The sequence below is a fragment of the Streptomyces sp. NPDC002176 genome (assembly GCF_044903645.1).
Lineage (GTDB): Bacteria > Actinomycetota > Actinomycetes > Streptomycetales > Streptomycetaceae > Streptomyces.
Window position 1 is genome coordinate 58,659 of record NZ_JBJDQW010000002.1, and the last position, 24,603, is coordinate 83,261.

General features: G+C 71.1%; 18 protein-coding genes and 1 pseudogene. 4 read left to right on the forward strand and 15 right to left on the reverse strand.

The annotated features are described in order from the left end of the window. Positions 1–78 precede the first annotated feature (78 nt). Complete coding sequence (locus ACI2LY_RS08510) at positions 79–618, forward strand: NUDIX hydrolase (protein ID WP_404706545.1); 540 nt, start codon at positions 79–81, stop codon at positions 616–618. Between the two features lie 149 nt (positions 619–767). On the opposite strand, the gene ispG is transcribed toward ACI2LY_RS08510, so the two are convergent. The 3 genes from ispG to dxr form a co-directional block, all read right to left on the reverse strand. After that, the gene (gene ispG / locus ACI2LY_RS08515) at positions 768–1,925 is read right to left on the reverse strand and encodes a flavodoxin-dependent (E)-4-hydroxy-3-methylbut-2-enyl-diphosphate synthase (RefSeq protein ID WP_404706546.1); all 1,158 of its coding nucleotides are present in this window, start codon (positions 1,923–1,925) and stop codon (positions 768–770) included. Positions 1,926–2,097: 172 nt separating this feature from the next. Beyond that, on the reverse strand, positions 2,098–3,402 hold the full coding sequence (locus ACI2LY_RS08520) for a M50 family metallopeptidase (protein WP_404706547.1): 1,305 nt from the start codon (positions 3,400–3,402) through the stop codon (positions 2,098–2,100). Beyond that, positions 3,399–4,667: a 1-deoxy-D-xylulose-5-phosphate reductoisomerase gene (gene dxr / locus ACI2LY_RS08525; protein WP_404706548.1), complete on the reverse strand. Its 1,269-nt coding sequence runs from the start codon at positions 4,665–4,667 to the stop codon at positions 3,399–3,401. Before dxr ends, ACI2LY_RS08520 begins: the two co-directional genes overlap by 4 nt. A gap of 199 nt (positions 4,668–4,866) precedes the next feature. Between dxr and ACI2LY_RS08530 the strand changes: the two genes are divergently transcribed. Beyond that, entirely contained in the window at positions 4,867–5,325 is a 459-nt protein-coding gene (locus tag ACI2LY_RS08530; protein WP_404706549.1) for a lamin tail domain-containing protein, read from the forward strand. Positions 5,326–5,328: 3 nt separating this feature from the next. On the opposite strand, the gene ACI2LY_RS08535 is transcribed toward ACI2LY_RS08530, so the two are convergent. The 5 genes from ACI2LY_RS08535 to ACI2LY_RS08555 form a co-directional block, all read right to left on the reverse strand. After that, on the reverse strand, positions 5,329–7,266 hold the full coding sequence (locus tag ACI2LY_RS08535) for an acyl-CoA dehydrogenase family protein (RefSeq protein ID WP_404706550.1): 1,938 nt from the start codon (positions 7,264–7,266) through the stop codon (positions 5,329–5,331). A gap of 148 nt (positions 7,267–7,414) precedes the next feature. Then, the gene (locus ACI2LY_RS08540) at positions 7,415–8,278 is read right to left on the reverse strand and encodes a formate/nitrite transporter family protein (RefSeq protein WP_404706551.1); all 864 of its coding nucleotides are present in this window, start codon (positions 8,276–8,278) and stop codon (positions 7,415–7,417) included. A 251-nt stretch (positions 8,279–8,529) separates the two neighbouring features. Beyond that, positions 8,530–9,975 carry an aldehyde dehydrogenase family protein gene (locus tag ACI2LY_RS08545; RefSeq protein WP_393912895.1) on the reverse strand — a complete coding sequence of 482 codons (1,446 nt, stop codon included), beginning with the start codon at positions 9,973–9,975 and terminating at the stop codon, positions 8,530–8,532. A 128-nt stretch (positions 9,976–10,103) separates the two neighbouring features. Continuing rightward, positions 10,104–11,687 carry a PucR family transcriptional regulator gene (locus ACI2LY_RS08550; protein WP_404706552.1) on the reverse strand — a complete coding sequence of 528 codons (1,584 nt, stop codon included), beginning with the start codon at positions 11,685–11,687 and terminating at the stop codon, positions 10,104–10,106. A 121-nt stretch (positions 11,688–11,808) separates the two neighbouring features. Beyond that, positions 11,809–13,932, reverse strand: a complete 2,124-nt coding sequence (locus ACI2LY_RS08555; RefSeq protein ID WP_404706553.1) for an ATP-binding protein — start codon at positions 13,930–13,932, stop codon at positions 11,809–11,811. Positions 13,933–14,167: 235 nt separating this feature from the next. Between ACI2LY_RS08555 and gabT the strand changes: the two genes are divergently transcribed. Together gabT and ACI2LY_RS08565 are read left to right on the forward strand one after the other, a co-directional pair. Further along, entirely contained in the window at positions 14,168–15,502 is a 1,335-nt protein-coding gene (gene gabT / locus ACI2LY_RS08560; protein ID WP_404706554.1) for a 4-aminobutyrate--2-oxoglutarate transaminase, read from the forward strand. 400 nt (positions 15,503–15,902) lie between these two features. After that, a pseudogene (locus ACI2LY_RS08565) lies at positions 15,903–16,559 on the forward strand (phosphatase PAP2 family protein); the annotation flags it as partial. Here the strand turns inward: ACI2LY_RS08565 and ACI2LY_RS08570 are convergent. The 7 genes from ACI2LY_RS08570 to ACI2LY_RS08600 form a co-directional block, all read right to left on the reverse strand. Continuing rightward, positions 16,501–18,264, reverse strand: a complete 1,764-nt coding sequence (locus ACI2LY_RS08570; RefSeq protein ID WP_404706555.1) for a chitinase — start codon at positions 18,262–18,264, stop codon at positions 16,501–16,503. The pseudogene ACI2LY_RS08565 and the gene ACI2LY_RS08570 sit on opposite strands and share 59 nt — an antisense overlap. Before the next feature lie 143 nt (positions 18,265–18,407). After that, positions 18,408–18,869 carry a hypothetical protein gene (locus tag ACI2LY_RS08575; protein WP_355193149.1) on the reverse strand — a complete coding sequence of 154 codons (462 nt, stop codon included), beginning with the start codon at positions 18,867–18,869 and terminating at the stop codon, positions 18,408–18,410. Between the two features lie 121 nt (positions 18,870–18,990). Further along, a complete protein-coding gene (locus tag ACI2LY_RS08580; RefSeq protein WP_404706556.1) occupies positions 18,991–20,421 on the reverse strand; it encodes an NAD(P)/FAD-dependent oxidoreductase in 1,431 nt (476 codons plus the stop codon). Between the two features lie 22 nt (positions 20,422–20,443). Then, the gene (locus ACI2LY_RS08585) at positions 20,444–21,244 is read right to left on the reverse strand and encodes an ABC transporter permease (protein WP_031183732.1); all 801 of its coding nucleotides are present in this window, start codon (positions 21,242–21,244) and stop codon (positions 20,444–20,446) included. Between the two features lies 1 nt (position 21,245). Then, on the reverse strand, positions 21,246–22,172 hold the full coding sequence (locus tag ACI2LY_RS08590) for an ABC transporter permease (RefSeq protein ID WP_404706557.1): 927 nt from the start codon (positions 22,170–22,172) through the stop codon (positions 21,246–21,248). Beyond that, positions 22,172–23,323 (reverse strand): ABC transporter ATP-binding protein, encoded by a 1,152-nt coding sequence (locus ACI2LY_RS08595; RefSeq protein WP_404706558.1) that lies wholly within the window; start codon positions 23,321–23,323, stop codon positions 22,172–22,174. Before ACI2LY_RS08595 ends, ACI2LY_RS08590 begins: the two co-directional genes overlap by 1 nt. Before the next feature lie 5 nt (positions 23,324–23,328). Next, on the reverse strand, positions 23,329–24,576 hold the full coding sequence (locus ACI2LY_RS08600) for a PotD/PotF family extracellular solute-binding protein (RefSeq protein WP_404706559.1): 1,248 nt from the start codon (positions 24,574–24,576) through the stop codon (positions 23,329–23,331). Between the last annotated feature and the right edge of the window lie 27 nt (positions 24,577–24,603).

Here is a 24,603-nt window from a genome sequence, read left to right on the forward strand (position 1 = left end):
GCCGAAGGCCGGGCCGGGGGAGTGAACGTGAGGCAAAGCCCGCTTACGGCTCCCGGCACGGCCGCGATACTGGCCGCCATGACCAACACCTCCGAGCAGACGGCCCCGTTCTCCCGGATCAAGATCCGGACCGGGGCCCTCGTCTTCTGCGGCGACGACGTCGCCCTCATCCGCCGCGACCGCCCCGACTCCACCCACTACACCCCGCCCGGCGGCAACGTCGAGCACGGCGAGGACCTCGACGCGGCGCTCGCCCGCGAGCTGGAGGAGGAACTCGGCCTGGACGTCGGCCAGGCCGACGGCGGCGACCTCGTCTGGGTCATCGACCAGCGGGTCACCCGCCCCGGCCCCACCCCGCCGCCCCGCAAGCTCCACCTGCTCTACCGCCTCCACATCACCCCCGACGTCCGCGCCACCCTCGCCGAACAGGAGCTGGACGAACAGCCCGACGGCAGCCACGAGGTCGGCACCATCGAGTGGATCGACTACCGCAAGGCCGCCGAACTGCCCATCTTCCCGCCCATCGGCCCTGCCCTCGCCGCCCTGGACAACCCCCGCGCCCCCATCGGCAACGCTGCCCTGGACGCTGTCACGGACGACAACTACACCTGGGTGTGAAACAGCTGGGGGCATCCGTACGACGGCCGGGTCAACGAGGCCGTCACGCTGATCGCGGGTGGCGCCGAGGCAGCCCGGTAAGACCGTGTGGGCGGAGGTACGGCAAAGTCCCGCCACCCAGGGGTGACGGGACTCGGATGCTGCCGGGGTCAGCCCGCGACCGCCACCGTCGGCTCGCCCGACGTGATGCCGTCCGCTTCCATCTGCTCGGCCAGCTTCATGGCCTCCTCGATGAGGGTCTCCACGATCTTGGACTCCGGGACGGTCTTGATGACCTCGCCCTTCACGAAGATCTGGCCCTTGCCGTTGCCGGAGGCGACACCGAGGTCGGCCTCGCGGGCCTCGCCGGGGCCGTTCACGACGCAGCCCATGACGGCGACACGGAGGGGGACCTCCATGCCGGTCAGGCCAGCGGTGACCTCCTCGGCCAGCTTGTAGACGTCCACCTGAGCACGCCCACAGGACGGGCAGGACACGATCTCCAGACCGCGCTGCTTCAGGTTCAGCGACTCCAGGATCTGGTTGCCGACCTTGACCTCCTCCACCGGCGGGGCCGAGAGGGAGACGCGGATGGTGTCGCCGATGCCCTCGGATAGCAGCGCACCGAAGGCCACGGCCGACTTGATCGTGCCCTGGAACGCCGGACCCGCCTCCGTCACACCCAGGTGCAGCGGGTAGTCGCACTGGGCCGCGAGCTGGCGGTACGCCTCGATCATCACGACCGGGTCGTTGTGCTTCACCGAGATCTTGATGTCCCGGAAGTCGTGCTCCTCGAAGAGGGACGCTTCCCAGAGGGCCGACTCGACCAGGGCCTCGGGGGTGGCCTTGCCGTACTTCTGGAGCAGGCGGCGGTCCAGCGAGCCCGCGTTCACACCGATCCGGATCGGGGTGCCGTGGTCCTTGGCCACCTTCGCGATCTCACGGACCTTGTCGTCGAACTGCTTGATGTTGCCCGGGTTCACCCGGACCGCCGCACAGCCCGCCTCGATCGCCGCGAACACGTACTTCGGCTGGAAGTGGATGTCCGCGATCACCGGGATCTGCGACTTCCGCGCGATCGTCGCCAAGGCGTCCGCGTCGTCCTGCGTGGGACAGGCCACCCGCACGATCTGGCAGCCGGACGCCGTCAGCTCCGCGATCTGCTGCAGCGTCGACCCGATGTCCGAGGTGCGGGTGGTCGTCATCGACTGCACCGAGACAGGCGCGTCGCCGCCGACCGCGACGGTGCCGACCTGGATCTGACGGCTCTTGCGTCGTTCGGCGATCTTGGTCGGTACGGACGGCATGCCGAGAGAAATCGCAGTCATCTGCTGTGCAACCCCAAGTCGTGGATCAAGATCCGGTCCCGTGAACGGCGGGCTCCAGACTTTGAGATTACGACACCGGGCTGTGCCCGAGCACATCCCACCCGGCAAACCCACCCAATGGACGGCGGCCCGGAACCAAAAGGTTCCGGGCCGTTCTCCTGGTGGGAGCCGTCTACGAGATCCGTACCGGGTTGACCACGTCCGCGATGAACACGAGCACCGTGAAGCAGACGAAGATCCCGGCCACCACGTAGGCCACCGGCATCAGCTTGGCCACGTCGAACGGGCCCGGGTCGGGGCGGCGCAGCAGCCGGGCGATCTGGCGCCGCAGCGACTCCCACAGGGCGCCCGCGATGTGCCCGCCGTCGAGCGGGAGCAGCGGGAGCATGTTGAAGAGGAACAGCGACAGGTTGAACCCGGCGACCACGAAGACGGCCATCGCTACCTGCTGCGAGGCCGGGATGTTCAGCGTGGCGATCTCGCCGGTGACGCGGGCGGCGCCGACGATGCCCATCGGGGAGTCCGGCTCGCGCGGGCCGTCGCCGAAGGCGGCGTTCCACAGGGCCGGGATCTTGCCGGGCAGCGCCACGAGGGACTCCACCGCGTTGCCGACCTGGTCGCCCATCCAGACCACCGAGTCGCCGAAGTCGAGCTTGACGACGCCGGTGGCGGCGCCGAAGCCGAGGAACCCGGCCTTGACGTACTCGCCCTTCACGTAGGCGCCGGAGGAGTCCTTCTTGGCGACCTGGTTGGTGGCGATGGTGGCGTGGAGGGTCAGCTCCTTGCCGTTTCGCTCGACCACGATCGGGACATCGCGGCCCGCGCTGTTCCGGATCAGGTCGGACAGCGTGTTCCACTTCTCGGTCGGCTTGCCGTCGAAGGAGACGATCTTGTCGCCCGCCTTGATCCCCGCGGCGGCGGCCGGGGAGGCCGGGTCGGACTTCTTGCAGTCGTCGCGGTTCTGGTTCTGCGCGATGACGCAGGCGGAGACCGAGGAGACGGTGTTGGTCTGCTGCTGGATGCCGAAGCCCATCAGCACCGTGAAGAAGAGCCCGACCGCCAGGATCAGGTTCATGAACGGCCCGGCGAACATCACGATGACGCGCTTCCACGGCTTGCGCGTGTAGAACATCCGCGTCTCGTCGCCGGGCTTCAGCTCCTCGTACGCCTGTGAGCGGGCGTCCTCGATCATGCCGCGCCACGGGGAGGTGGAGCGGGCGGAGACCCGGCCCGCGTCGTCCGGCGGGAACATGCCGATCATGCGGATGTAGCCGCCGAGCGGGACGGCCTTGATGCCGTACTCGGTCTCGCCCTTGTGCCGCGACCAGATGGTCGGGCCGAAGCCGACCATGTACTGCGGGACGCGGATGCCGAAGAGCTTGGCCGTGGACAGGTGCCCCAGCTCGTGCCAGGCGATCGAGACGAGCAGGCCGACCGCGAAGACCACTATGCCGAGGATGAACATCAGGGTCGTCATGCACGCGCCTCCGCGATTGCCGTCCGGTTGGTCAGTTCACGGGCCCTGGCCCGGGCCCAGGTCTCCGCTTCGAGGACGTCCGACACCGTGAGTGAAGTTCCCGAGACCGGGGTGCCGTGTTCCTCGACCACCCGGATGACGGTCTCCATGATCCCGTTGAAGGGCAGCACGCCGCCCAGGAAGGCTTCGACGCACTCCTCGTTGGCCGCATTGAACACCGCCGGGGCGGTGCCCGCGAGCCGGCCCACGTGCCGGGCGAGGTTCACCGAGGGGAAGGCGTCATTGTCCAGCGGGAAGAACTCCCAGGTGGACGCCTTGCTCCAGTCGAAGGCCGGGGCGGCGTCGGGGACGCGCTCGGGCCAGCCCAGCCCGATGGCGATCGGCCCACCCATGTCGGGGGGCGTCGCCTGGGCGATCGTGGAACCGTCGGTGAACTCGACCATCGAGTGGACATACGACTGCGGATGCACGACCACCTCAATGCGGTCGAAGGGAATGTCGTAGAGCAGGTGCGCCTCGATGACCTCCAGGCCCTTGTTGACCAGGGTCGCGGAGTTGACCGTGATCACCGGGCCCATCGCCCAGGTGGGGTGCGCGAGGGCGTCGGCGACGGTGACGTCCGCCAGCTCGGCCTTGGTCCGGCGGCGGAAGGGGCCGCCGGAGGCGGTGACGACCAGCTTGCGCACATCGGCGCGGTTGCCGGAGGCGAGGGCCTGGAAGAGGGCCGCGTGCTCGGAGTCGACCGGGATGATCTGGCCGGGCTTGGCCAGCGCCCTGACCAGCGGGCCGCCGACGATCAGCGACTCCTTGTTGGCCAGCGCCAGGGTGCGGCCCGCTTCCAGCGCGGCGAGGGTCGGCGCGAGGCCGATGGAGCCGGTGATGCCGTTCAGCACGGTGTGGCAGTCGGACGCGGCGAGCTGGGCGGCGGCGTCCGGTCCGGTGAGGATCTCCGGGAGCGGCTCGCTGCCGTACTGCTCGGCCAGGGCCTCGCGCAGCGCCGGTACGGCGTCCTCACGGGCGACCGCGACGGTGCGTACCCGCAGCTTGCGCGCCTGCTCGGCGAGGAGGTCCGTCCGGCCGCCGTTCGCGGAGAGGGCCGTGACCTTGAAACGGTCGGGGTTGCGCAGCACCAGGTCGATGGCCTGGGTGCCGATGGACCCGGTGGAGCCGAGGATCACCACGTCCTTCGGGCCGTCGCCCGCGACGGGATCGAACACGAGATGCGGGTCGGCGAGCGGGGCGGGGCTGGCGGGGCTGTCGGTCATCCCTCCATTGTGGCGGGCCTCGGGGGCGAGGAGGACCGCGCGTCCCCCGGCGGGGTGGCCGGAAAGGGGTCCTCTATCGCGGGAAGGTTTCTCCCTCTGTGAAACCGGGGTGAAGATCCTGTGATAACAATTCGGTTGAACGGGTGAACTTCTCGCCTGTGCAGCGTTTTGTGAACGACATCCTTGGGGGGATTTCTTCGTGCGTACCGTGCGCCTCCGCGCCGCCCTGCCCGCTCTCGTTGGCGCGGCCCTGCTCACCGGCACCGTTATGAGCACCCCGGCCCAGGCGGCCGGCACCGTCCAGATCCACCGGGTGTACTTCGACAGCCCCGGCAAGGACACCCGGTCCAACTCCAGCCTGAACGGCGAGTGGGTCCAGCTCAAGAACACCAGCCGCTCGGCGGTCTCGCTGAAGGGGTGGATTCTGAAGGACGCCTCGAACCACAAGTACTCCTTCCCGAACGTCACGATCGGCGCCGGGAAGTACATGAAGATCCACACCGGCAGCGGCTCGGACACCACTTCCGACAAGTACCAGGGCCGCCGCGCCTACGTCTGGAACAACACCAGCGACACGGCGACCCTGACCAAGTCGAACGGTTCCAAGGTCGACACCTGCTCGTGGACGACCCGGGACGGCAGCGACAAGTACTGCTAGCGGCTAACCGCCGTACGGACGGCGGGCGTTGGCGTGTTCGCTCGGTCCCGGGGTGGCGTCCGCGATCCAGGCGCCGTCGCCCGAGGGGTCGAGGATGCCCTCTTCCAGCCACTCGTAGGCGCCGCCGAGGACGCCCTTGACGACCTTGCGGTCGATGTCGTCGGTGTTGTGCCACAGGCGGGCGAACAGCTCGTCGACGCGGACGCGGGCCTGCCCGCAGAAGGCGTCGGCGAGCTGGTACGCCTCGCGGCCGTGCTCGCCCTCGCGCCGCAGCCGCTCGGCCCGTACACAGGCCGCGCTCATGGCGAACAGCTCCGCGCCGATGTCCACGATCCGGCCGAGGAAGCCCTGCTTGGTCTCCATCCGGCCCTGCCAGCGGGACATGCCGTAGAAGGTCGCGCGGGCCAGCTTGCGGGCGTGCCGCTCGACGAACCGGAGATGCCCGGACAGGTCGATGCCGTGCTTGAACTCGGCGTACGAGGTGGGGAGTTGCCCCGGACCGGCGACCAGCTTCGGCAGCCACTTGGCGTAGAAGGCGCCCGCGCCCGCACCGGCCCTCGCCTTCTCCTGGAGGGACTTCTCGGGGTCGATGAGGTCACCGGCGACCGAGAGGTGGGCGTCGACCGCCTCGCGCGCGATCAGCAGGTGCATGATCTCGGTGGAGCCCTCGAAGATGCGGTTGATGCGCAGGTCGCGCAGCATCTGCTCGGCCGGTACGGCCCGCTCGCCGCGCGCGCCGAGCGACTCGGCGGTCTCGTAGCCCCGGCCGCCCCGGATCTGGACCAGCTCGTCGGCCATCAGCCAGGACATCTCCGAGCCGTACAGCTTGGCGAGCGCGGCCTCGATGCGGATGTCGTTGCGGTCCTCGTCGGCCATCTGGGAGGCGAGGTCGACGACCGCCTCCAGCGCGAAGGTGGTCGCCGCGATGAAGCTGATCTTGGAGCCGACGGCCTCGTGCAGCGCGACCGGCTTGCCCCACTGCTCGCGCTCGGCGGCCCACTCGCGGGCGATCTTCAGACACCACTTGCCCGCACCGGCGCACATCGCGGGCAGCGACAGCCGACCGGTGTTGAGCGTGGTCAGCGCGATCTTCAGACCCGCGCCCTCGGGGCCGATCCGGTTCGCGGCCGGGACCCGCACCCGGTGGAAGCGGGTGACGCCGTTCTCGATGCCGCGCAGGCCCATGAAGGCGTTGCGGTGCTCCACGGTGATGCCCTCGGCGTCGGCCTCCACCACGAACGCGGTGATGCCACCGGGGTGCCCCTCGGACTTCGGCACCCGTGCCATGACGACCAGGAGGTCGGCGACGACACCGTTGGTGGTCCACAGCTTGACGCCGTCCAGGACGTACTCGTCGCCCTCCGGGACGGCCGACGTGGCCAGGCGCGCCGGGTCCGAGCCGACGTCCGGCTCGGTGAGCAGGAAGGCGGAGATGGCGGTGGTGGCGCAGCGGGGCAGGAAGGCGTCCTTCTGCTCCTGGGTGCCGAAGATCTTCAGCGGCTGCGGCACGCCGATCGACTGGTGGGCGGAGAGCAGCGCGCCGACCGCGGGGCTGACCGAGCCGACCAGGGCGAGGGCCTTGTTGTAGTACAGCTGGGAGAGGCCGAGGCCGCCGTACTTGGTGTCGATCTTCATCCCGAGGGCGCCGAGCCGCTTCAGTCCGGCCACGACCTCGTCGGGGATACGGGCCTCGCGCTCGATGCGGGCCGCGTCGATCTCCGTCTCGCAGAAGGCGCGCAGCTCGGCGAGGAAGGTCTCGCCGCGCCGGACGCTCTCGGCGTCGGGGAGCGGATGGGGGTGGATGAGGTCGAGCCGGAAGCGCCCGAGGAAGAGCTCCTTGGCGAAGCTGGGCTTGCGCCAGTTCTGCTCCCGGGCGGCCTCCGCCACCTGTCGGGCCTCGCGCTCGGAGACGTTGGTGCGTTGAGTGGTGGGGGCGGACATGAGGCTCACCTCACCGCGAAGAGGGATGGTGGCGGACCGTGGGTAACCGACCCGTTGCTACTGGATCGTTGGTACCTGAATCGGGCGCGGCCCACCACCCCTTGCGCGTCCGTTCAGGTGAACGGACGCGCGGGGGGACAGAGGTCGCTCAGACCGTTTCGAGGGCCGGGGCCAGGGGCTTCTGCCCCTCGGCGGGGCCGTCCTGGGTGGCGGCCGGGGTGTCGCGCCGACCGGCGACGGCGTACGCGACGCCGACCAGCAGTCCGCCGCCGACGAGGTTGCCGAGGCCGACGTAGAGCAGGTTGTGGGCGAAGGCGCCGACCGTCACGCCGGGGACGTGCTCGAAGAGGCCGAGCGAGAAGGTCGTCATGTTGGCGACGACGTGCTCGAAGCCGGAGGCGACGAAGGCCAGGATGCCCGCGAAGATCAGCATGATCTTGGCGGCGTCGGAGCGGGTGCGCATGCCCATCCACACGGTCAGGCAGACCAGGAAGTTGCAGAGCACGCCGCGGAAGAACATCGCCTCGCCGCTCTCGGCCATCTTGGCGGTGAGCATGCCGGTCAGGGCGGCCAGGCCGGGGGCGGGGGCTCCAGGGGCGGGGGCGACGCCGAGCACTCCGGCGGCGTGGACCAGTCCGGCGAGGGCGACCGAGCCGACCAGGTTGCCGACGAGGGAGCCGACGATCACGGCGAGCGCGGTGAGGGGCGTCAGGGCCCGGCGGACCGCGCCCTGGACCATCGTCATCATGTTGCTGGTCGCCAGCTCGCCACCGGCGAAGATCACCAGCGTCAGCGCGACGCCGAAGACCAGGCCCTGGATCAGCCGGACCCACGGCGAATGGGCGAGGCTGAGCGGGCCGGACACCATGACCATCAGGACGACGCCCATCCCGATGAAGGCACCGGCGAGCGCCGAGAGCACCAGGTAGCGGCCGGGGGAATGGAGCAGCTTCGCCTTGCTCCGGGCGGTGGCGACCTGCGCGTCCAGGGCGTCTTCCATGGGTATCGGCACGATGCCCTCTCACTTTCCGCGAATGACCGCTCCAAATGCGGCTCGATGCGGAGGGAAGTGTGCGCCTGCGTGCACGAAAAAGTCAAAAGCGCAATCAATGACTCGATAGGCACTGTTTATCGGACTTAAGAGGCGAAACCGATCGTGCGATCGGCGGTGTTTATCACCGCAGGCAGAAGGCAAAAAAGGGAACGGCCGGAGCCCCCGCACAGCGGGCTCCGGCCGTTCCGGGGTGACCTGTCCGTGGCAGGTCAGAGTGCGAGGCCCGTGAGGACCAGGACGCGCTCGTAGGTGTAGTCGTCCATCGCGGAGCGGACGCCCTCGCGGCCGACGCCGGACTGCTTGACGCCGCCGTACGGCATCTGGTCGGCGCGGTAGGAGGGGACGTCGCCGATGACGACGCCGCCGACCTCGAGGGCGCGGTGGGCACGGAAGGCGGTCTGCAGGTCGTGGGTGAACACGCCTGCCTGGAGGCCGTACTTGGAGTCGTTGACGGCGGCGAACGCCTCGGCCTCGCCGTCGACCTTCGTGACAGTGAGGACCGGTCCGAAGACCTCCTCGGTGGCGAGGGTGGCGCCCGCGGGGACGTCGGTGAGGACGGTCGGCGCGTAGGTAGCGCCGTCGCGCTCGCCGCCGGTGAGGAGGGTGGCGCCCAGCTCGACGGCCTCGTTCACCCAGGACTCGACGCGCTGCGCGGCGGCCTCGCTGACCAGCGGGCCGACCTCGGTCTTGTCGTCGGCCGGGTCACCGGTGACCTGGGCCTCGACGGCGGCGACGATGCGCGGCAGCAGCCGCTCGTACACCGCGCCGTCCACGATGACCCGCTGCACCGAGATGCAGGACTGGCCGCCCTGGTAGTTGGAGAAGGTGGCGATGCGGGTCGCGGCCCAGTCCAGGTCGGCGTCGCTCGCCCAGTCGCCGAGGACGACGGCCGCGCCGTTGCCGCCCAGCTCCAGCGTGCAGTGCTTGCGCGGCACCGAGTCCATGATCGCGTAGCCGACCTGCTCGGAGCCGGTGAAGGAGATCACCGGGAGGCGGTCGTCCTGGACCAGCGCGGGCATCTTGTCGTTGGCGACCGGCAGCACGCTCCAGGACCCGGCGGGCAGCTCGGTCTCGGCCAGCAGCTCGCCGATGACCAGGCCGGACAGCGGGGTGGCCGGGGCGGGCTTGAGGATGATCGGGACACCGGCGGCGATGGCCGGGGCGACCTTGTGCGCGCACAGGTTCAGCGGGAAGTTGAACGGCGCGATGCCGAGGACGACGCCCTTGGGGAAGCGGCGGATCAGCGCCATGCGGCCCTGGCCGCCCGCGTCGGTGTCGAGCCGCTGGGCCTCGCCGCCGTTGAACCGCCGGGCCTCCTCGGCCGCGAGCTTGAACACGGAGACGGCGCGCGCGACCTCGCCGCGCGCCCACTTGATGGGCTTGCCGTTCTCGCCGGAGATCAGCTGGGCGATCTCCTCGGTGCGCTCGGTCAGCCGCTTCGCGACGTGCTCGAGGGCGGTGGCGCGGACGTGCGCGGGGACGGCGGCGAACTCGTCACGCACGGCGTACGCGGCGGCCACGGCCTCCTCGACCTGCGCGTCGGTGGGCACGCTCGCCCGGCCGACGACCCGGCCGTCCCACGAGGAGGTGACGTCGAAGCTGTCCTCGCCGGTGGCCTGGCGGCCGGCCAGCCAGAAGGCGTGGGTGGAGGTCATGTGCGGGTCCGGCCCTTCCGTGTCGGGGGGTGTGCTTGCGTGATCCACGGTAGGGCGGGCGCGGGCGGGGGTCGCTTGTCCGAGTCGTACGGAAACGGGTGCCCGATGTGCCGGTTCGGCGGGGTCGGCTACTCCCCCGAGGTGGCCTTCAGCGCGAGCCACAGCTCCATCCGCACGTCCGGGTCGTCCAGCGAGCGGCCGAGGATCTCCTCGACCCGGCGCATCCGGTAGCGCAGGGTGTGCCGGTGCACGCCGAGGTCGGCGGCGGCCGCGTCCCACTGCCCGTGCCGGGACAGCCACGCCCGCAGGGAGGCGACGAGGTCGCCGCGCCCGGTCGCGTCGTGGTCGCGCAGCGCCCGCAGCAGGCCGTCCGCGAAGGCCCGTACCGCGTCGTCGGCCAGCAGGGGCAGGACCGAGCCGGTCGCGACGTGCTCGTGCTCGACCAGGACCCGGCCGCGCCGCCGGGCCACGGAGAGCGCCTGCCCGGCCTGCTTGTAGGCGGTGGCGGCCGCGATGGGGCCCGCCGGGGCCGAGAGGCCGACGACGAGGTCACCGTCCTCGCCGCCGGAGGAGTCCGGTACGAGGCGTGCCGCCTCCAGCGCGTCCGCGTAGGCCGTGCAGGCGGCGACCGCCGTGCCGCCGTCGGTGGCGAGGACCACCAGGCGCTCGCCCTCGGGCACGACCAAGACGGATTCCCCGGAGCGGGCGGCGGCGGACTCGGCGGTCTCCGCGAGCGCGTCCAGCGGGTCCCCGTCCGTCCCCTGGCGCGGCACGGCCTCGGCGACGAGCAGCCGGAACGGCGCGTCCAGCAGCCCGCCGTACAGGTCACCCGCGACCGCGCGGGCGTGGTCGGGCTCCCCGGCGAGCAGCATCCGCAGCACGGCCGCGCCGACCCGCTGTTCGGCGGCGTGCAGGGAGCGGGAGCGCTCGGTGGTGAGGGTGAGCAGGGCGATCGCGGAGTGCACGGCGTAGCGCTCGGCGGTGCCGGGGGCTGCGGCGGTGCCGACGGCGAGCGCGGCGCGGGGGCGGCGGCCGGTACCGAGCGAGTGCAGCTCGATCCGGTCCTCGGTGTCGGGGGCGGCGACCACCGAGGAGGCGGGGGCGGGGCGTTCCCGCAGCCGCTCGACCTCCGCGGTGAGCCGGGCGGCGCGGCGGCCCGCCCACTCGGGCGCGGCGGCGACGACGGCGCCGGACGCGTCGTACAGCGCGGCCCAGCCGTCGACCTGGGCGGCGAGCGCGGCGAGCAGGCCCTCGGGGCCGGTGGTGAGCGCCTGCCGGGTCAGCTCGCGCTGGGCGGCGAAGCCCGCGGTGACGGCGCGGTACTGGTCGGCTGCGATGGCGGCGGAGACGGCCTTGCTGATGGCGAGGAACGGGGTGCGCCGGGGGACCTCCAGCAGGGGCAGCCCCTCCAGCCGGGCGGCCTGCACCAGCGCCTCGGGGATGTCGTCGTAGTTGACGCCGACCGCGAAGCCGAGGCCGACGACACCCGCCCCGGCCAGCCGCTTCACGTACCGCCGCATCGCCTCGGGGTCCTCCGCGTCCAGCTTGAGCGCGGTGATGAGCAGCAGCTCCCCGCCCTCCATGTACGGCACGGGGTCGGCCAGCTCGCTGACGTGCGCCCAGCGGACGGGTACGTCGAGCCGGTCCTCCCCCGCGCGGACCGTCAGCTTCAGCGCGGAGTGGTGGACGAGCGAGGCGAGCGTGGGCGGCATGGGACCTTCAGGTCGGGACGGCCTGCGCGTCGTCGCGCCGACCGGGGGCGGTGATCTTTTGGCCGCCGCGTATGAACGGCCCACCCCGATTCTGCCTCACCGTACGATGGCGGGCTCCCGCTCAGTTCCGGAGATCCACCAGCAGAGGCGGAGCGTGTTCGCCCCGCACCGTGGTCAGGGAGAGGACCGCGTGGCCCGGGGGGACGGCGTGGGCGAGTTCGGAGGCGGACCAGCGTTCGCGCTCGACCTGGCGGACGGTGACCGCGCGGGCGGTGGGCGCCTGGCCGGTGATGACACGGCGGAGCATGTGCACGGCCTTGCCCGCCGGGGTCTCCGCGATGATCTGCCGGTCGGTGACGTCGCGGGTCTCGATCCACTCCTTGCCCCACACCTCGGCGAAGTCCTGGCCGTCCCAGGGGGTCAGGCCGGAGAACGCCATCCGGCACCCCGTGGCGCCGAGCAGCGGGCCGCGCAGGGGCCGGGGCACGTCGTCCAGGGTGCGCAGGGTGAGCACGACGCCCGCGCCCGCGGAGCGCAGTCGCTGGATGCCGCGTACGGACTCGGGGGTGACGACCCCGGCCGCCTCGTCCAGCAGCAGGCAGGCGAAGAGGGAGCGGTCCTCGCGGGCGGTGACGGCGGCCGTGAACTGGGCCAGCACCAGCCGGGCCAGGATGCGGGAGGCGTCGGCGTGGCCCCGCTGGGGCAGGTCGATGCGGACCCGGACCGGGTGGTCGAGGGCCTTCAGGGTGAACGGGCGGGACGCGCCGGAGGTGTCGAAGAAGGCGGCGAACGCGGGCCGGTCCAGCAGCGCGACCCGGTCCGCGAGCACGGCGGCCACGTCACCGGGGTGCGCCTGCTGCCGTTCGCGGGCGTCGAGTTCGCGCAGCAGGGACGCGTGCCCCGTCTCGGTGAGCGCCTTGCGCAGCGCGGCGACCGGGCCGGGGGCGCCGTCGAGGAGTCCACGCAGCTCGGGCACGGAGGGGAAGCGGCCGTGGACGGCACGGAACGGGCCGAGCAACTGGGCGAGGACGGTGGTGGAGCGGCGGCTGTCCGAGCCGGGGTGCGCGTCCGCGAGGTCGCCGACGAGGGCCTCGGCCAGTATCGCGGCGGCCTCGTCGGGGTCGGTGGTGCCGCCGTAGAGGTCGAGGTCGTACACCGAGTCGGGGTGGCCGACCCGGACCACCACGTCGTACGCCTCGGCCAGGCCGATCCCGGCGCCCGCCGCGCCGACGCTGACCACGGCGGCGCGTCCGGCGAGGGCGTGCAGGCAGAGGGACTCCGCGAGCGGCCGGACCAGGCTGCCGGTCTTGCCGGACCCGGCCGGGCCGACGGCGACCAGGGAGGTGCCGAGCAGGTCGGTGCCGAGGGCGAGTCCGGCGCCCCGGTACTGGTAGGGGTTGCGCGGGTCGTCGGCGGCGGTGCCGAGCCGGACCTGGCCGGTGAGCAGGTCGTGCCGGGCCTGCCGGGCGGGCAGGTCGCGGTCGCCGGAGGGGTGCGGGCAGGCGGCGGAACCGTCGCGCAGGACGGCGCCGGTGAACGCGGCCAGCGTGTTCGCGCCGGTGCGCACGCCCTGCCAGGCGCGGCCGATCCGGGCGTGGTCGACGTCCCGCATCAGCCCGGTGCGCGCCTCGGCGGCGAGCCGCTCGGCGGCCTCGTGGGCGCCGTGGGCGCGCAGCTCGGGCCAGTCGGCGGGGTCCGCGCCGGGCGCGGGCGGCGGCGGTTCGGCCGGGCTGGCGGTCTTGAGCCACGCGGGCGGCCCGAAGCGCCGCCAGACCTCGCCCCAGCGCCCGATCCGGGCGACGACGAAGAGGATGGCGAGGGCGATGAGGGTGTAGTACGAGTACCAGAGGACGGCGTTGCCGACGCGGTCGTTGCCCTCGCGCCAGGAGTCCGGGGTGAACAGCTCCAGCGGGAGCACCCACCAGCCGCCGAGGTAGCCGTTCCAGAGCAGGGACCACACCAGCCAGCCGACCAGGAACGCGATCACGGCCCCGCTGAGCAGCTGGCGGGCCGGGGTCAGCTCGGGCTCGGTCTCGGGCCGGGGCCGGTGCCCGAGGCGCCACACACCGGGCGCCGCGGTGGGCCGGGCGGCGCGCAGCCAGGTGAGGAAGGCCGAGCCGTCCGGGCGGGGCGGCGCTCCGGGTGGCATCGTGGGCATGGGTGGCGGGCCTTCCGGGGGCCGCGTCGGGCGCGGCACCGGGCCGGTGTGGGTGGCCCGCGTGTCCCGCGTACCTTCGCTGTCCATCGCCCTGCCCCCTGACCAGCCGGTCCGTCACCGTCAGCGAGTCAATCTAACGCCCCCGCAAGGGGAGTTCACTGGTTACGCGGCCGACGGCCGCACAGGCGTCCCGCATCGCTATGTCCACCACGGACAACGGGCCACGCCGAAAACGCCCACATGGAGCATGCCCACCCCACGGCACCCGTCTTAGCCTGCGGGAAAACAAGGCAAGCGTCCGTAATACCCCCAGGAGCCCCGCATGACCGCACTTCCGCAGGAGCGCCGCGTCGTCACCGCCATTCCCGGCCCGAAGTCGCAGGAGCTTCAGGCCCGCCGCACCGCGGTCGTCGCCCAGGGCGTGGGCTCCACGCTGCCGGTGTTCGTCACGCGCGCGGGCGGCGGCGTCATCGAGGACGTCGACGGCAACAGCCTGATCGACTTCGGCTCCGGCATCGCCGTGACCTCGGTGGGCGCCTCCGCCGAGGCCGTGGTGCGCCGCGCGAGCGCCCAGCTGGCCGACTTCACCCACACCTGTTTCATGGTCACCCCGTACGAGGGCTACGTGGAGGTCGCGGAGGCCCTCGCGGAGCTGACGCCGGGTGACCACGCGAAGAAGTCGGCGCTGTTCAACTCGGGTGCCGAGGCGGTGGAGAACGCGGTGAAGATCGCCCGCGCCCACACCAAGCGCCAGGCCGTCGTGGTGTTCGACCACGGCTACCACGGCCGTACCAACCTCACGATGGCGCTGACGGCGAAGAACATGCCGTACAAGAACGGCTTCGGCCCGTTCGCGCCCGAGGTCTACCGGGTGCCGGTGGCCTACGGCTACCGCTGGCCCACCGGTGCGGAGAACGCGGGTCCGGAGGCCGCCAAGCAGGCGATCGACCAGATCACCAAGCAGGTCGGCGCGGACAACGTGGCCGCGATCATCATCGAGCCGGTGCTCGGTGAGGGCGGCTTCATCGAGCCGGCCAAGGGCTTCCTGCCGGAGATCGTGAAGTTCGCCAACGACAACGGCATCGTCTTCGTCGCCGACGAGATCCAGTCCGGCTTCTGCCGCACCGGCCAGTGGTTCGCGTGCGAGGACGAGGGCATCGTCCCGGACCTGATCACCACCGCCAAGGGCATCGCGGGCGGCCTGCCGCTCGCCGCCGTGACGGGCCGCGCCGAGATCATGGACGCCGCGCACGCGGGCGGCCTCGGCGGCACCTACGGCGGCAACCCGGTGGCCTGCGCCGCCGCGCTCGGCGCGATCGAGACGATGAAGGAGCAGGACCTCAACGGCAAGGCCAAGCGCATCGAGGAGGTCATGAAGGGCCGCCTCGCGACGATGGCCGAGAAGTTCGACATCATCGGCGACATCCGCGGCCGCGGCGCCATGATCGCGATCGAGCTGGTCAAGGACCGCGACACCAAGGAGCCGAACGCCGAGGCGGCCGCCGCGCTGGCCAAGGCGTGCCACCAGGAGGGCCTGCTCGTCCTGACCTGCGGCACCTACGGCAACGTGCTGCGCTTCCTGCCCCCGCTGGTCATCGGCGAGGACCTGCTGAACGAGGGCCTGGACATCATCGAGCAGGCTTTCTCGCGCATCTGAGCGGTAAGACCGCTCTGATTGTCGAGTGGTCCGTACCTCTGGCGGACGACTGCGGCAGGCCGTGTGAAGAACGTGTGCGAGGTGGATGACAGGACGCGATTGCGTCTGTCCGACCGCCTCCGCCTGCCGTAAGTTCGGTCCCGATGAGAGATACACCCCGCTCGCAGGGAACTGCGGGTGAGTTCAGGACGGGGCCTCCCCAGCTTCGACCTGGTCGTGCCCTCGCGCACACAACCGGGGCCTGAGGGCTCCGGGATCTCCACACCGATCGGACGGTCGCCGCCCCAAACCCCCCGGGGCGCGCGACATCCCGGTCCGGACGGCCGCCCCGGAACCACCCCCCCTGTTCCTGGGCGGCCGACCTCCTTCTCCCCGCTCGCGCACATGCGAAGCTGACCCGGTGCCTCAAGCCCGCCGCCTCGCCCTCGTAGCCGCCCTCCCGGCGCTGCTGTTCGCGCTGCTCACCTGGCAGGTGCTGGCCCACGGCCCGCTGCTCGCGCTGGACGCCCGGCTCAGCCGGGGCCTGGTCCACCCGGACCGCTTCTCCGAACTCCTCTCCGACCTCGGGGAGATCACGGTGGCGGTACCGGTGCTGGTGCTCGCCCTCGGGTACGCGGCCTGGCGCGGCCGGTCCGCCGGGGCGCACCGCTGGTGGCTGCCACCCTCGGCGGCCGCGCTGCTGATGGCGGTGCTCCCGGCGATCGTCGTCCCGCTGAAGCTGTGGACCGCGCGGCCGGGGACCCCCGTGGTGCCCCCGGCCACCGGCTACTTCCCCTCCGGCCACACCGCGACGGCGGCCGTGGCGTACGGCGCCTCGGCGCTGCTCCTCCTCCCCTGGTGCCGCACCCGCGCCGCCCGTCTCGCGGCGGTCGGTGTCCCGGCCGCGCTGGTGCTCGCGGTGTCGTACGGGCTGGTGCGGCGGGGGTTCCACTGGCCGCTGGACGTGCTGGCGTCCTGGTGCCTGGGCGCGGTGCTGCTGACCTGCCTGGGCCTGGTGCTCAGCCGAAGTAGGAGTCGAAGGTCCGCTGGAACTCCCAGCCCGCGAACCGGTCCCAGTTCACCGACCAGGTCATCAGACCCCGTAGCGCGGGCCAGGTTCCGTGGGTCGGGTACGAGCCGCAGTTCGTCTTCTTCGTGAGGCAGTCCAGGGTCTTGGTGACCTCGGCCGGGGCGACGTAGCCGTTGCCCGCGTTGACCGAGGCGGGCATGCCGATGGCGACCTGGTCGGGGCGCAGCGGCGGGAAGACGTTGCCCGCGTCACCCGCGACCGGGAAGCCGGTGAGCAGCATGTCGGTCATGGCGATGTGGAAGTCGGCGCCGCCCATGGAGTGGTACTGGTTGTCCAGACCCATGATCGGGCCCGAGTTGTAGTCCTGGACGTGCAGCAGGGTGAGGTCGTCGCGCAGGGCGTGGATGACCGGGAGGTAGGCGCCGCAGCGCGGGTCCTGCCCGCCCCACTTGCCGCTGCCGTAGAACTGGTAGCCGTTCTGCACGAAGAAGGTCTCCGGGGCCATGGTGAGCACGAACTTGCTGCCGTACTTGGCCTTGAGGGTCTTCAGCGCGGAGATCAGGTTGACGATCACCGGGGTGGTCGGGTTCCTGAAGTCGGTGTCGCCGGTGTTCAGCGAGAGCGAGTGGCCCTCGAAGTCGATGTCGAGGCCGTCGAGACCGTACTGGTCGATGATCTTCGAGACGGAGGAGACGAAGGCGTCGCGGGCGGCCGTGGTGGTCAGCTGGACCTGGCCGTTCTGGCCGCCGATGGAGATCAGCACCTTCTTGCCCGCGGCCTGCTTGGCCTTGATGGCCGCCTTGAAGTCCGCGTCGCTCTCCACGTTCGGGCATTCCGAGACCGGGCAGCGGTTGAAGCGGATGTCGCCCGAGGTGACCGAGGTGGGCTCGCCGAAGGCCAGGTCGATGACGTCCCAGCTGTCGGGCACGTCGGCCATCCGCGTGTACCCGGAGCCGTTGGCGAAGCTGGCGTGCAGGTAGCCGACCAGGGCGTGGGCGGGCAGTTGCGTGTTGCCCCCGCCGTCGCCGCGGGCCGGGGTGGTCGCGGTCACCGTGGCGGACCGGGCGGATTCCCCCGCGTCGTTGGTGGCGGTGACCTGGAAGGCGTACGCGGTCGAGGGGTTCAGGCCGCTCACGGTGGCCGAAGTGCCGCTCAGACTCTGGACTTTGACGCCGTCCCGGTAGACCGCGTACCCGGTCGCGCCGGTCACCGGGGTCCAGGAGAGGGCGACGGAGGTGGCGGTGACGGTGCCGGTCTTCAGCCCGGTCGGCACGGTGGGCGGCTGGGTGGTGGTGCCGCCGCCGGGGCCGGTGAGGGAGATGTCGTCGGCGTAGTAGGCGCCGGTGCCGTACCAGCCGTGGGTGTAGATCGTGACCTTGGTGGTGTTGGCGCCGGTGGTGAAGGTGGTGGCGAGCTTCTGCCAGTCGGGCGCGGACTGGGTCCAGGTGGAGACGTCGGTGGTGCCGGTGCCGCTCGCGCCGAGGTAGACGTAGGAGCCGCGCACCCAACCGGCCAGGGTGTACTGGGAGTTGGGTCTGACGGTCACCGTCTGGGCGCACTGGGCGTTGTCGCTGCCCTGCGGCGTGGCTTGCAGGGCCGAGGCGCCGCCGTGCACCGGGGAGGTGACGGTGGTACCGGCGGTGCAGGTCCAGGGGGACAGACCGGATTCGAAGCCGCCGTTGACCGCGGCGTCCGCGTCGGCCGCACGGGCGGCCGACGAGAGCGCGGCACTGCCGGGCACGGCGAGCGCCATGACCGTGAGGAATGCGACCAGAGGTCGGGAACGGTCCACAAATGCCTCCAGGCATGGGGGAGTTGGAGGTCGAGGGTGCCCCCAACTTGGTCCAGACCAATTCTGTTGTCAAGGAGTCCCCGCCAAAGAGCCCGGCCAAGGGGTCAGGAGCGCCGCCCGTCCTCCTCGCTCGCCAGTGCCGCCGCCGCCTCGTGCATCGCCAGCTCCAGCAGCGCCGGGTCGGTGAGCGTGCCCGACCCGTCCGGCGGCACCAGCCAGCGCACCCCCTGGGTCGCCCGGCCGGGGTGCGGCACGACGATCCAGGTGCCGGACCCGGCCGTGCGGATACCGGTGCCCAGCCAGCGGGCGGCGGTGCCGGGCGGCACGAAGAAGCCCACCCGGTTGTCCCCGAAGTCGACCAGCACCGGGCCCAGTTGATCGAGCACACGGGTGAGCACGTCCAGCGTCGGATAGCCCAGCTCCCCCGGCAGGACGAGCACGTCCCACGCTTTCCCGGCGGGCAGCAGGGCGACCCCCAGCGGGCTGCGCTCCCACTCCCACCGGCAGGCTTCCGGGTCCGGCGCCACGGACGCCAGCCACTCCACCGCAGTCTTCGCCCCTGTCATGAAAAGACCTCCCTCTCGTTCGCGGACACGCGCGTCTGCGAATGAGAGGGAGGTAGGGCCGTCCGCATTACGCGGGTTCACCGGCCTCTTTGGAGTGACCTGGGTCACACCAGGCAGGCGCCTAGCTGTCGAAGCCGAGCCCCAGCCGGTCCATGGTCCGCAGCCACAGATTGCGCCGCCCGGCCTGCGCGTCGGCCCGCGCCAGCGACCAGCGGGTCAGCGCGATCCCGGTCCAGGCGAACGGCTCGGGCGGGAACGGCAACGGCTTCCTGCGGACCATCGCCAGCCGGGTGCGCTCGGTGTCCGCACCGTCCAGCAGGTCCAGCATCACATCGGCGCCGAAGCGGGTGGCCCCCACCCCGAGCCCGGTGTAGCCCGCCGCGTAGGCGACCCGGCCCTGATGTCCGGTGCCGAAGAACGCCGAGAAGCGGGAGCAGGTGTCGATGGCGCCGCCCCAGGCGTGGGTGAAGCGGACCCCCTCCAGCTGCGGGAAGCAGGTGAAGAAGTGCCCGGCCAGCTTGGCGTAGGTCTCCGGCCGGTCGTCGTACTCCGCGCGCACCCGGCCGCCGTACGGGTAGATCGCGTCGTAGCCGCCCCACAGCACCCGGTTGTCCGGGGTCAGCCGGAAGTAGTGGAACTGGTTGGCCGCGTCCCCGAGGCCCTGGCGGTTCTTCCAGCCGAGCGAGTCGAGCTGCTCGGCGGTCAGCGGCTCGGTGGTCAGCGCGTAGTCGTAGACCGGGACCGTGTAGGAGCGGACCCGGCGCAGCAGGCTCGGGAAGATGTTGGTGCCGAGCGCGACCTTACGGGCCCGGACCGTGCCGTACGGGGTGCCCGCCTCCATCCCGGCGCCGTAATGCTTCAGGGTCAGGGCCGGGGTGTGCTCGTACACCCGGACCCCGAGGGCGAGGCAGGCCCGCTTCAGGCCCCAGGCGAGCTTGGCCGGGTGCAGCAGGGCGACGCCCCGGCGGTCCCACAGCCCGGCCTCGAAGGTGGGCGAGCCGACCTCGGCGCGCAGGGCGTCGCGGTCGAGGAACTCCATGCCGTCGGCGAGGCCCTTGTCCCGCAGCTCGCGGTGCCAGTCGCGCAGTTCCCATGCCTGGTAGGTCTCGGTGGCCACGTCGATCTCGCCGGTGCGCTCGAAGTCGCAGTCGATGCCGTGCCGGGCGAGCGCGTCTTCGATGCCGTCCAGGTTGCGGGCGCCGAGATTGTGCAGCGTGCCGATCTCGTCCGGCCAGCGGGCCAGACCGTTGGCCAACCCGTGGGTGAGGGAGGCGGCGCAGAAGCCTCCGTTGCGGCCCGAGGCGGCCCAGCCCACCTCGCGGCCCTCCAGCAGCACCACGTCCCGGCCGGGGTCGCGCTCCTTGGCGTTCAGCGCGCTCCACAGTCCGCTGTAGCCGCCGCCGACCACGAGGAGATCGCAGGTCTCGGTGCCGGTGAGGGCGGGCTCGGGGTGGGGCTTGCCGGGGTCCTCCAGCCAGTAGGGGACCGGCTGGGCTTCGGAGAGGGAAGCGATCCAGTTGTCTTTTCCACGGCTCATGGCGCTAGGGGCCATGATTTCAACTCCCTACGGGGCTTTACGCCTTCTGGTGACCGCGTCGACGGGTGACGAGCATCGAGACCAGCACGAACAGCACGGCGATCAGGAACATGGCCGTCCCGATGACATTGATCTGAACGGGCGTCCCGCGCTGTGCCGAGCCCCAGACGAACATGGGGAAGGTGACGGTGGAGCCCGCGTTGAAATTGGTGATGATGAAATCGTCGAAGGAGAGCGCGAAGGACAGCAGCGCGCCCGCGGCGATCCCGGGTGCCGCGATGGGCAGGGTGACCCGCCAGAAGGTCTGCACCGGCCCCGCGTAGAGATCGCGGGCGGCCTCCTCCAGGCGCGGGTCCATCGACATCACGCGCGCCTTGACCGCGGTGACGACGAAGCTCAGGCAGAACATGATGTGGGCGATCAGGATCGTCCAGAAGCCGAGCTGGGCGCCCATGTTGAGGAACAGGGTGAGCAGCGAGGCGGCCATGACGACCTCGGGCATCGCCATCGGCAGGAAGATCAGCGAGTTGACCGCGCCGCGCGCCCGGAACCGGTACCGGACCAGCGCGAAGGCGATCATCGTGCCGAGCGCGGTGGCGCCGATGGTGGCCCACAGGGCGATCTGGAGGCTGAGCCCGAGCGAGCCGCACATGTCGGCGACCCCGCACGGGTCCTGCCAGGCGTCGGTGGAGAAGTGCTGCCATTCGTAGTTGAAGCGGCCCTTGGGCTTGTTGAAGGAGAACACCGTCACGACGATGTTCGGCAGCAGCAGATAGGCGAGCGTCAGCAGTCCCGCGACAACCACGAGACGGCGCTTGAGCCAGGTGAAGACGGCCATGTCAGACGAGGTCCTCCGTCCCGGCCCGGCGGATGTAGAGCGTGACCATGGCCAGGATCGCGGCCATGAGGATGAAGGAGAGCGCGGCGGCCGTCGGATAGTCCAGGACGCGCAGGAACTGGGTCTGGATGACGTTGCCGATCATGCGGGTGTCGGTGGAGCCGAGCAGCTCGGCGTTGACGTAGTCACCGGCCGCCGGGATGAAGGTGAGCAGGGTGCCGGAGACCACGCCGGGCATCGACAGCGGGAAGGTCACCTTGCGGAAGGTGGTCCAGGGCCGGGCGTACAGGTCCCCGGCCGCCTCGTGCAGCCGTACGTCGATCCGCTCCAGCGAGCTGTACAGCGGCAGGATCATGAACGGCAGGAAGTTGTACGTCAGCCCGCACACCACCGCCAGCGGGGTGGCCAGCACCCGGTCGCCCGCGGTCCAGCCGAGCCAGCCGGTCACGTCCAGCACGTGCAGGGTGTTCAGCGCGTGCACCACGGGCCCGTTGTCCGCGAGGATCGTCTTCCAGGCGAGGGTGCGGATCAGGAAGCTGGTGAAGAACGGCGCGATCACCAGGACCATGATCAGGTTCCGCCAGCGCCCGGCGCGGAACGCGATCAGATACGCCAGCGGGTAGCCCAGCAGCAGACAGAGCACGGTCGCGGCGGCCGCGTAGAGCACCGAGCGGACGAACTGCGGCCAGTACTCGGCGAGCGCGTGCCAGTAGGTGGCGAAGTGCCAGGTGACCTTGTAACCCTGCTCCAGCGAACCGGTCTGCACCGAGGTCGACGCCTGGTAGACCATCGGCAGCGCGAAGAACACGATCAGCCACAGGATGCCGGGCAGCAGCAGCCAGTACGGGGTGAACCGGCCGCGCTTGCGGGGTGGCTTCGCGGGCTCCGGCGGGGCGAGCGGCGAGGGCGCCTCGGCGAGCGTCGGCATCAGACGGCCACCTCTTCCTCGGTGCCCGCGTCGATGTCCTGGGCCGCGTCGAGGGCGAAGGTGTGCGCCGGATTCCAGTGCAGGACGACCTCGGCGCCGGGGACGAGGCGGATGTCCCGCTCGACGTTCTGCGCGTACACCGCGAGCGCGCCCGCCACCGGGCTGTCGATCACGTACTGGGTGGAGACGCCGATGAAACTGGCGTCCGCGATGGTGCCGGTGAGGCGGTTACGGCCCTCGGGGACCGAGCCCGCGTCGTCGGCGTGGGTGAGCGCGATCTTCTCGGGGCGGATGCCGACCAGCAGCTTGCCGCCGGTGGGCGCCGGGGCCTGACATCGCGCCTCGGGCAGCAGCAGCTTGCCGTCCCCGGCACGCAGCACGATGTCACCGCCGCTCCGCGAGTCGACCTCCGCCTCGATCAGGTTGGAGGTGCCGAGGAAGTTGGCGACGAAGGTGGTGCGCGGGTTCTCGTACAGCTCGGCGGGCGAGCCGAGCTGCTCGACGCGGCCCGCGTTCATCACGGCGACCGTGTCGGCCATGGTCATGGCCTCCTCCTGGTCGTGCGTGACATGGACGAAGGTGATGCCGACCTCGGTCTGGATGCGCTTCAGCTCCAGCTGCATCTGGCGGCGCAGCTTGAGGTCGAGGGCGCCGAGGGGTTCGTCCAGCAGCAGCACCTTGGGGTGGTTGATGAGGGCGCGGGCGACGGCGACGCGCTGCTGCTGGCCGCCGGAGAGCTGATGCGGCTTCTTCCGGGCCTGCTCACCGAGCTGGACCAGCTCCAGCATCTCCTCGACCTGCTTCTTCACGCTCTTGATGCCACGCCGACGCAGGCCGAAGGCGACGTTCTCGAAGATGTCGAGGTGCGGGAAGAGCGCGTAGGACTGGAAGACCGTGTTGACCGGCCGCTTGTACGGGGGCAGCCCGGTGACGTCGAGATCACCGAGGTGCACGGTCCCGGAGGTCGGCTCCTCCAGTCCGGCGATCATGCGCAGGGTGGTGGTCTTGCCGCAGCCGGAGGCGCCGAGCAGCGCGAAGAAGGAGCCCTGGGGCACGGTGAGGTCCAGCGGGTGCACGGCGGTGAAACTGCCGTACGTCTTGCCGATCCCGGTGAGGCGGACGTCGCCGCTGCCGTCTGTCGTCGTCTTCATCCTCGTCACGCCCCTGTGAGCTTTGCGAACTTCTCTTCGTAGGCCGTCTCTTCCTTCTGGCTCAGGGAGCGGAAGGCGTGGGACTTCGCCTGCATGGCCTTGTCGGGGACGATCAGCGGGTTGTCCGCCGCGTCCCGGTCGATCTTCGCAAGCCAGGGCTTCACGTCGTCGACCGGAGTGACGTAGTTGATGTAGGCGGCGAGCGCGGCGGCCTGCTCGGGTTCGTAGAAGAAGTCGATCAGCCGCTCGGCGTTCGTCTTGTGACGTGCCTTGTTGGGGATCAGCATATTGTCCGTCGACGTGACATAACCGCTGTCCGGAATGATGAAGTCCACATCGGGGCTGTCCGCCTTGAGCTGGACCACGTCACCGGCCCAGGCGACACAGGCCGCGAAGTCGCCCTTGGCGAGGTCGGCGGTGTAGTCGTTGCCGGTGAACCGGCGTATCTGCCCCTTGTCGACGCCCTTCTGCAGCCGGGCTATCGCCGCGTCGTAGTCGTCGTCGGTGAAGTCGGCCGGGTCCTTGCCCATGTCGAGCAGGGTCATGCCGACGCTGTCCCGCATCTCGGAGAGGAAGCCGACCCGGCCCTTGAGCTTGGGGTTGTCGAGCAGGTCGGAGACGGATCTCACCTCGACGCCGTCCAGCGCCTTCTTGTTGTAGGCGATGACCGTGGAGATGCCCTGCCAGGGGTAGGAGTAGGCGCGGCCGGGGTCCCAGTCGGGGGTGCGGAACTGGGGCGAGAGGTTGGCGAAGGCGTGCGGGAGGTGCGCCGGGTCCAGCTTCTGCACCCAGCCGAGCCGGATCAGCCGGGCGGCCAGCCAGTCGGTGAGGACGATCAGGTCGCGGCCGGTCTCCTGGCCCGCGGCGAGCTGCGGCTTGATCTTGCCGAAGAACTCGTTGTTGTCGTTGATGTCCTCGGTGTACCGGACCGAGATCCCGGTCTTCTGCTGGAACGCTTCGAGCGTGGGGTGGTGCTTGCCGCTGTCGTCCACGTCGATGTACTCGGTCCAGTTGGAGAAGTTGACCGTCTTCTCCTTGGCCGAGCGGTCGTCCGCCGAAGTGCCGCCCGGGGTCCGTCCGGCCGCCGGGATGCCACAGGCGCTGAGGGCGCCCAGGCCCCCCGCCGTGAGCACGCCTCCGGCGGACGCCCGCAGTAGCGACCGGCGGGTCAGGGCCGCCCGCCCGCTCCGCAGACTGCGCCGCACGGCGGCCAGCTGGGGCGGGGTGAGGCGGTCGGGCTCGTACTGATCCATACGCGTGGTGCCCTTTCGGAGAACGGG

Excerpts from the sequence above, each read along its gene's own strand:
- ACI2LY_RS08535 (WP_404706550.1), bottom strand. The coding sequence starts at position 7,266 with ATGTCCGCCCCCACCACTCAACGCACCAACGTCTCCGAGCGCGAGGCC.
- ACI2LY_RS08555 (WP_404706553.1), bottom strand. The coding sequence starts at position 13,932 with ATGGACAGCGAAGGTACGCGGGACACGCGGGCCACCCACACCGGCCCG.
- ACI2LY_RS08595 (WP_404706558.1), bottom strand. The coding sequence starts at position 23,323 with ATGAAGACGACGACAGACGGCAGCGGCGACGTCCGCCTCACCGGGATC.
- ispG (WP_404706546.1), bottom strand. The coding sequence starts at position 1,925 with ATGACTGCGATTTCTCTCGGCATGCCGTCCGTACCGACCAAGATCGCC.
- ACI2LY_RS08585 (WP_031183732.1), bottom strand. The coding sequence starts at position 21,244 with ATGGCCGTCTTCACCTGGCTCAAGCGCCGTCTCGTGGTTGTCGCGGGA.
- ACI2LY_RS08510 (WP_404706545.1), top strand. The coding sequence starts at position 79 with ATGACCAACACCTCCGAGCAGACGGCCCCGTTCTCCCGGATCAAGATC.
- ACI2LY_RS08575 (WP_355193149.1), bottom strand. The coding sequence starts at position 18,869 with ATGACAGGGGCGAAGACTGCGGTGGAGTGGCTGGCGTCCGTGGCGCCG.
- ACI2LY_RS08545 (WP_393912895.1), bottom strand. The coding sequence starts at position 9,975 with ATGACCTCCACCCACGCCTTCTGGCTGGCCGGCCGCCAGGCCACCGGC.
- gabT (WP_404706554.1), top strand. The coding sequence starts at position 14,168 with ATGACCGCACTTCCGCAGGAGCGCCGCGTCGTCACCGCCATTCCCGGC.
- ACI2LY_RS08550 (WP_404706552.1), bottom strand. The coding sequence starts at position 11,687 with ATGCCGCCCACGCTCGCCTCGCTCGTCCACCACTCCGCGCTGAAGCTG.
- ACI2LY_RS08600 (WP_404706559.1), bottom strand. The coding sequence starts at position 24,576 with ATGGATCAGTACGAGCCCGACCGCCTCACCCCGCCCCAGCTGGCCGCC.
- ACI2LY_RS08580 (WP_404706556.1), bottom strand. The coding sequence starts at position 20,421 with ATGGCCCCTAGCGCCATGAGCCGTGGAAAAGACAACTGGATCGCTTCC.
- dxr (WP_404706548.1), bottom strand. The coding sequence starts at position 4,667 with ATGACCGACAGCCCCGCCAGCCCCGCCCCGCTCGCCGACCCGCATCTC.
- ACI2LY_RS08570 (WP_404706555.1), bottom strand. The coding sequence starts at position 18,264 with ATGGCGCTCGCCGTGCCCGGCAGTGCCGCGCTCTCGTCGGCCGCCCGT.
- ACI2LY_RS08590 (WP_404706557.1), bottom strand. The coding sequence starts at position 22,172 with ATGCCGACGCTCGCCGAGGCGCCCTCGCCGCTCGCCCCGCCGGAGCCC.
- ACI2LY_RS08520 (WP_404706547.1), bottom strand. The coding sequence starts at position 3,402 with ATGACGACCCTGATGTTCATCCTCGGCATAGTGGTCTTCGCGGTCGGC.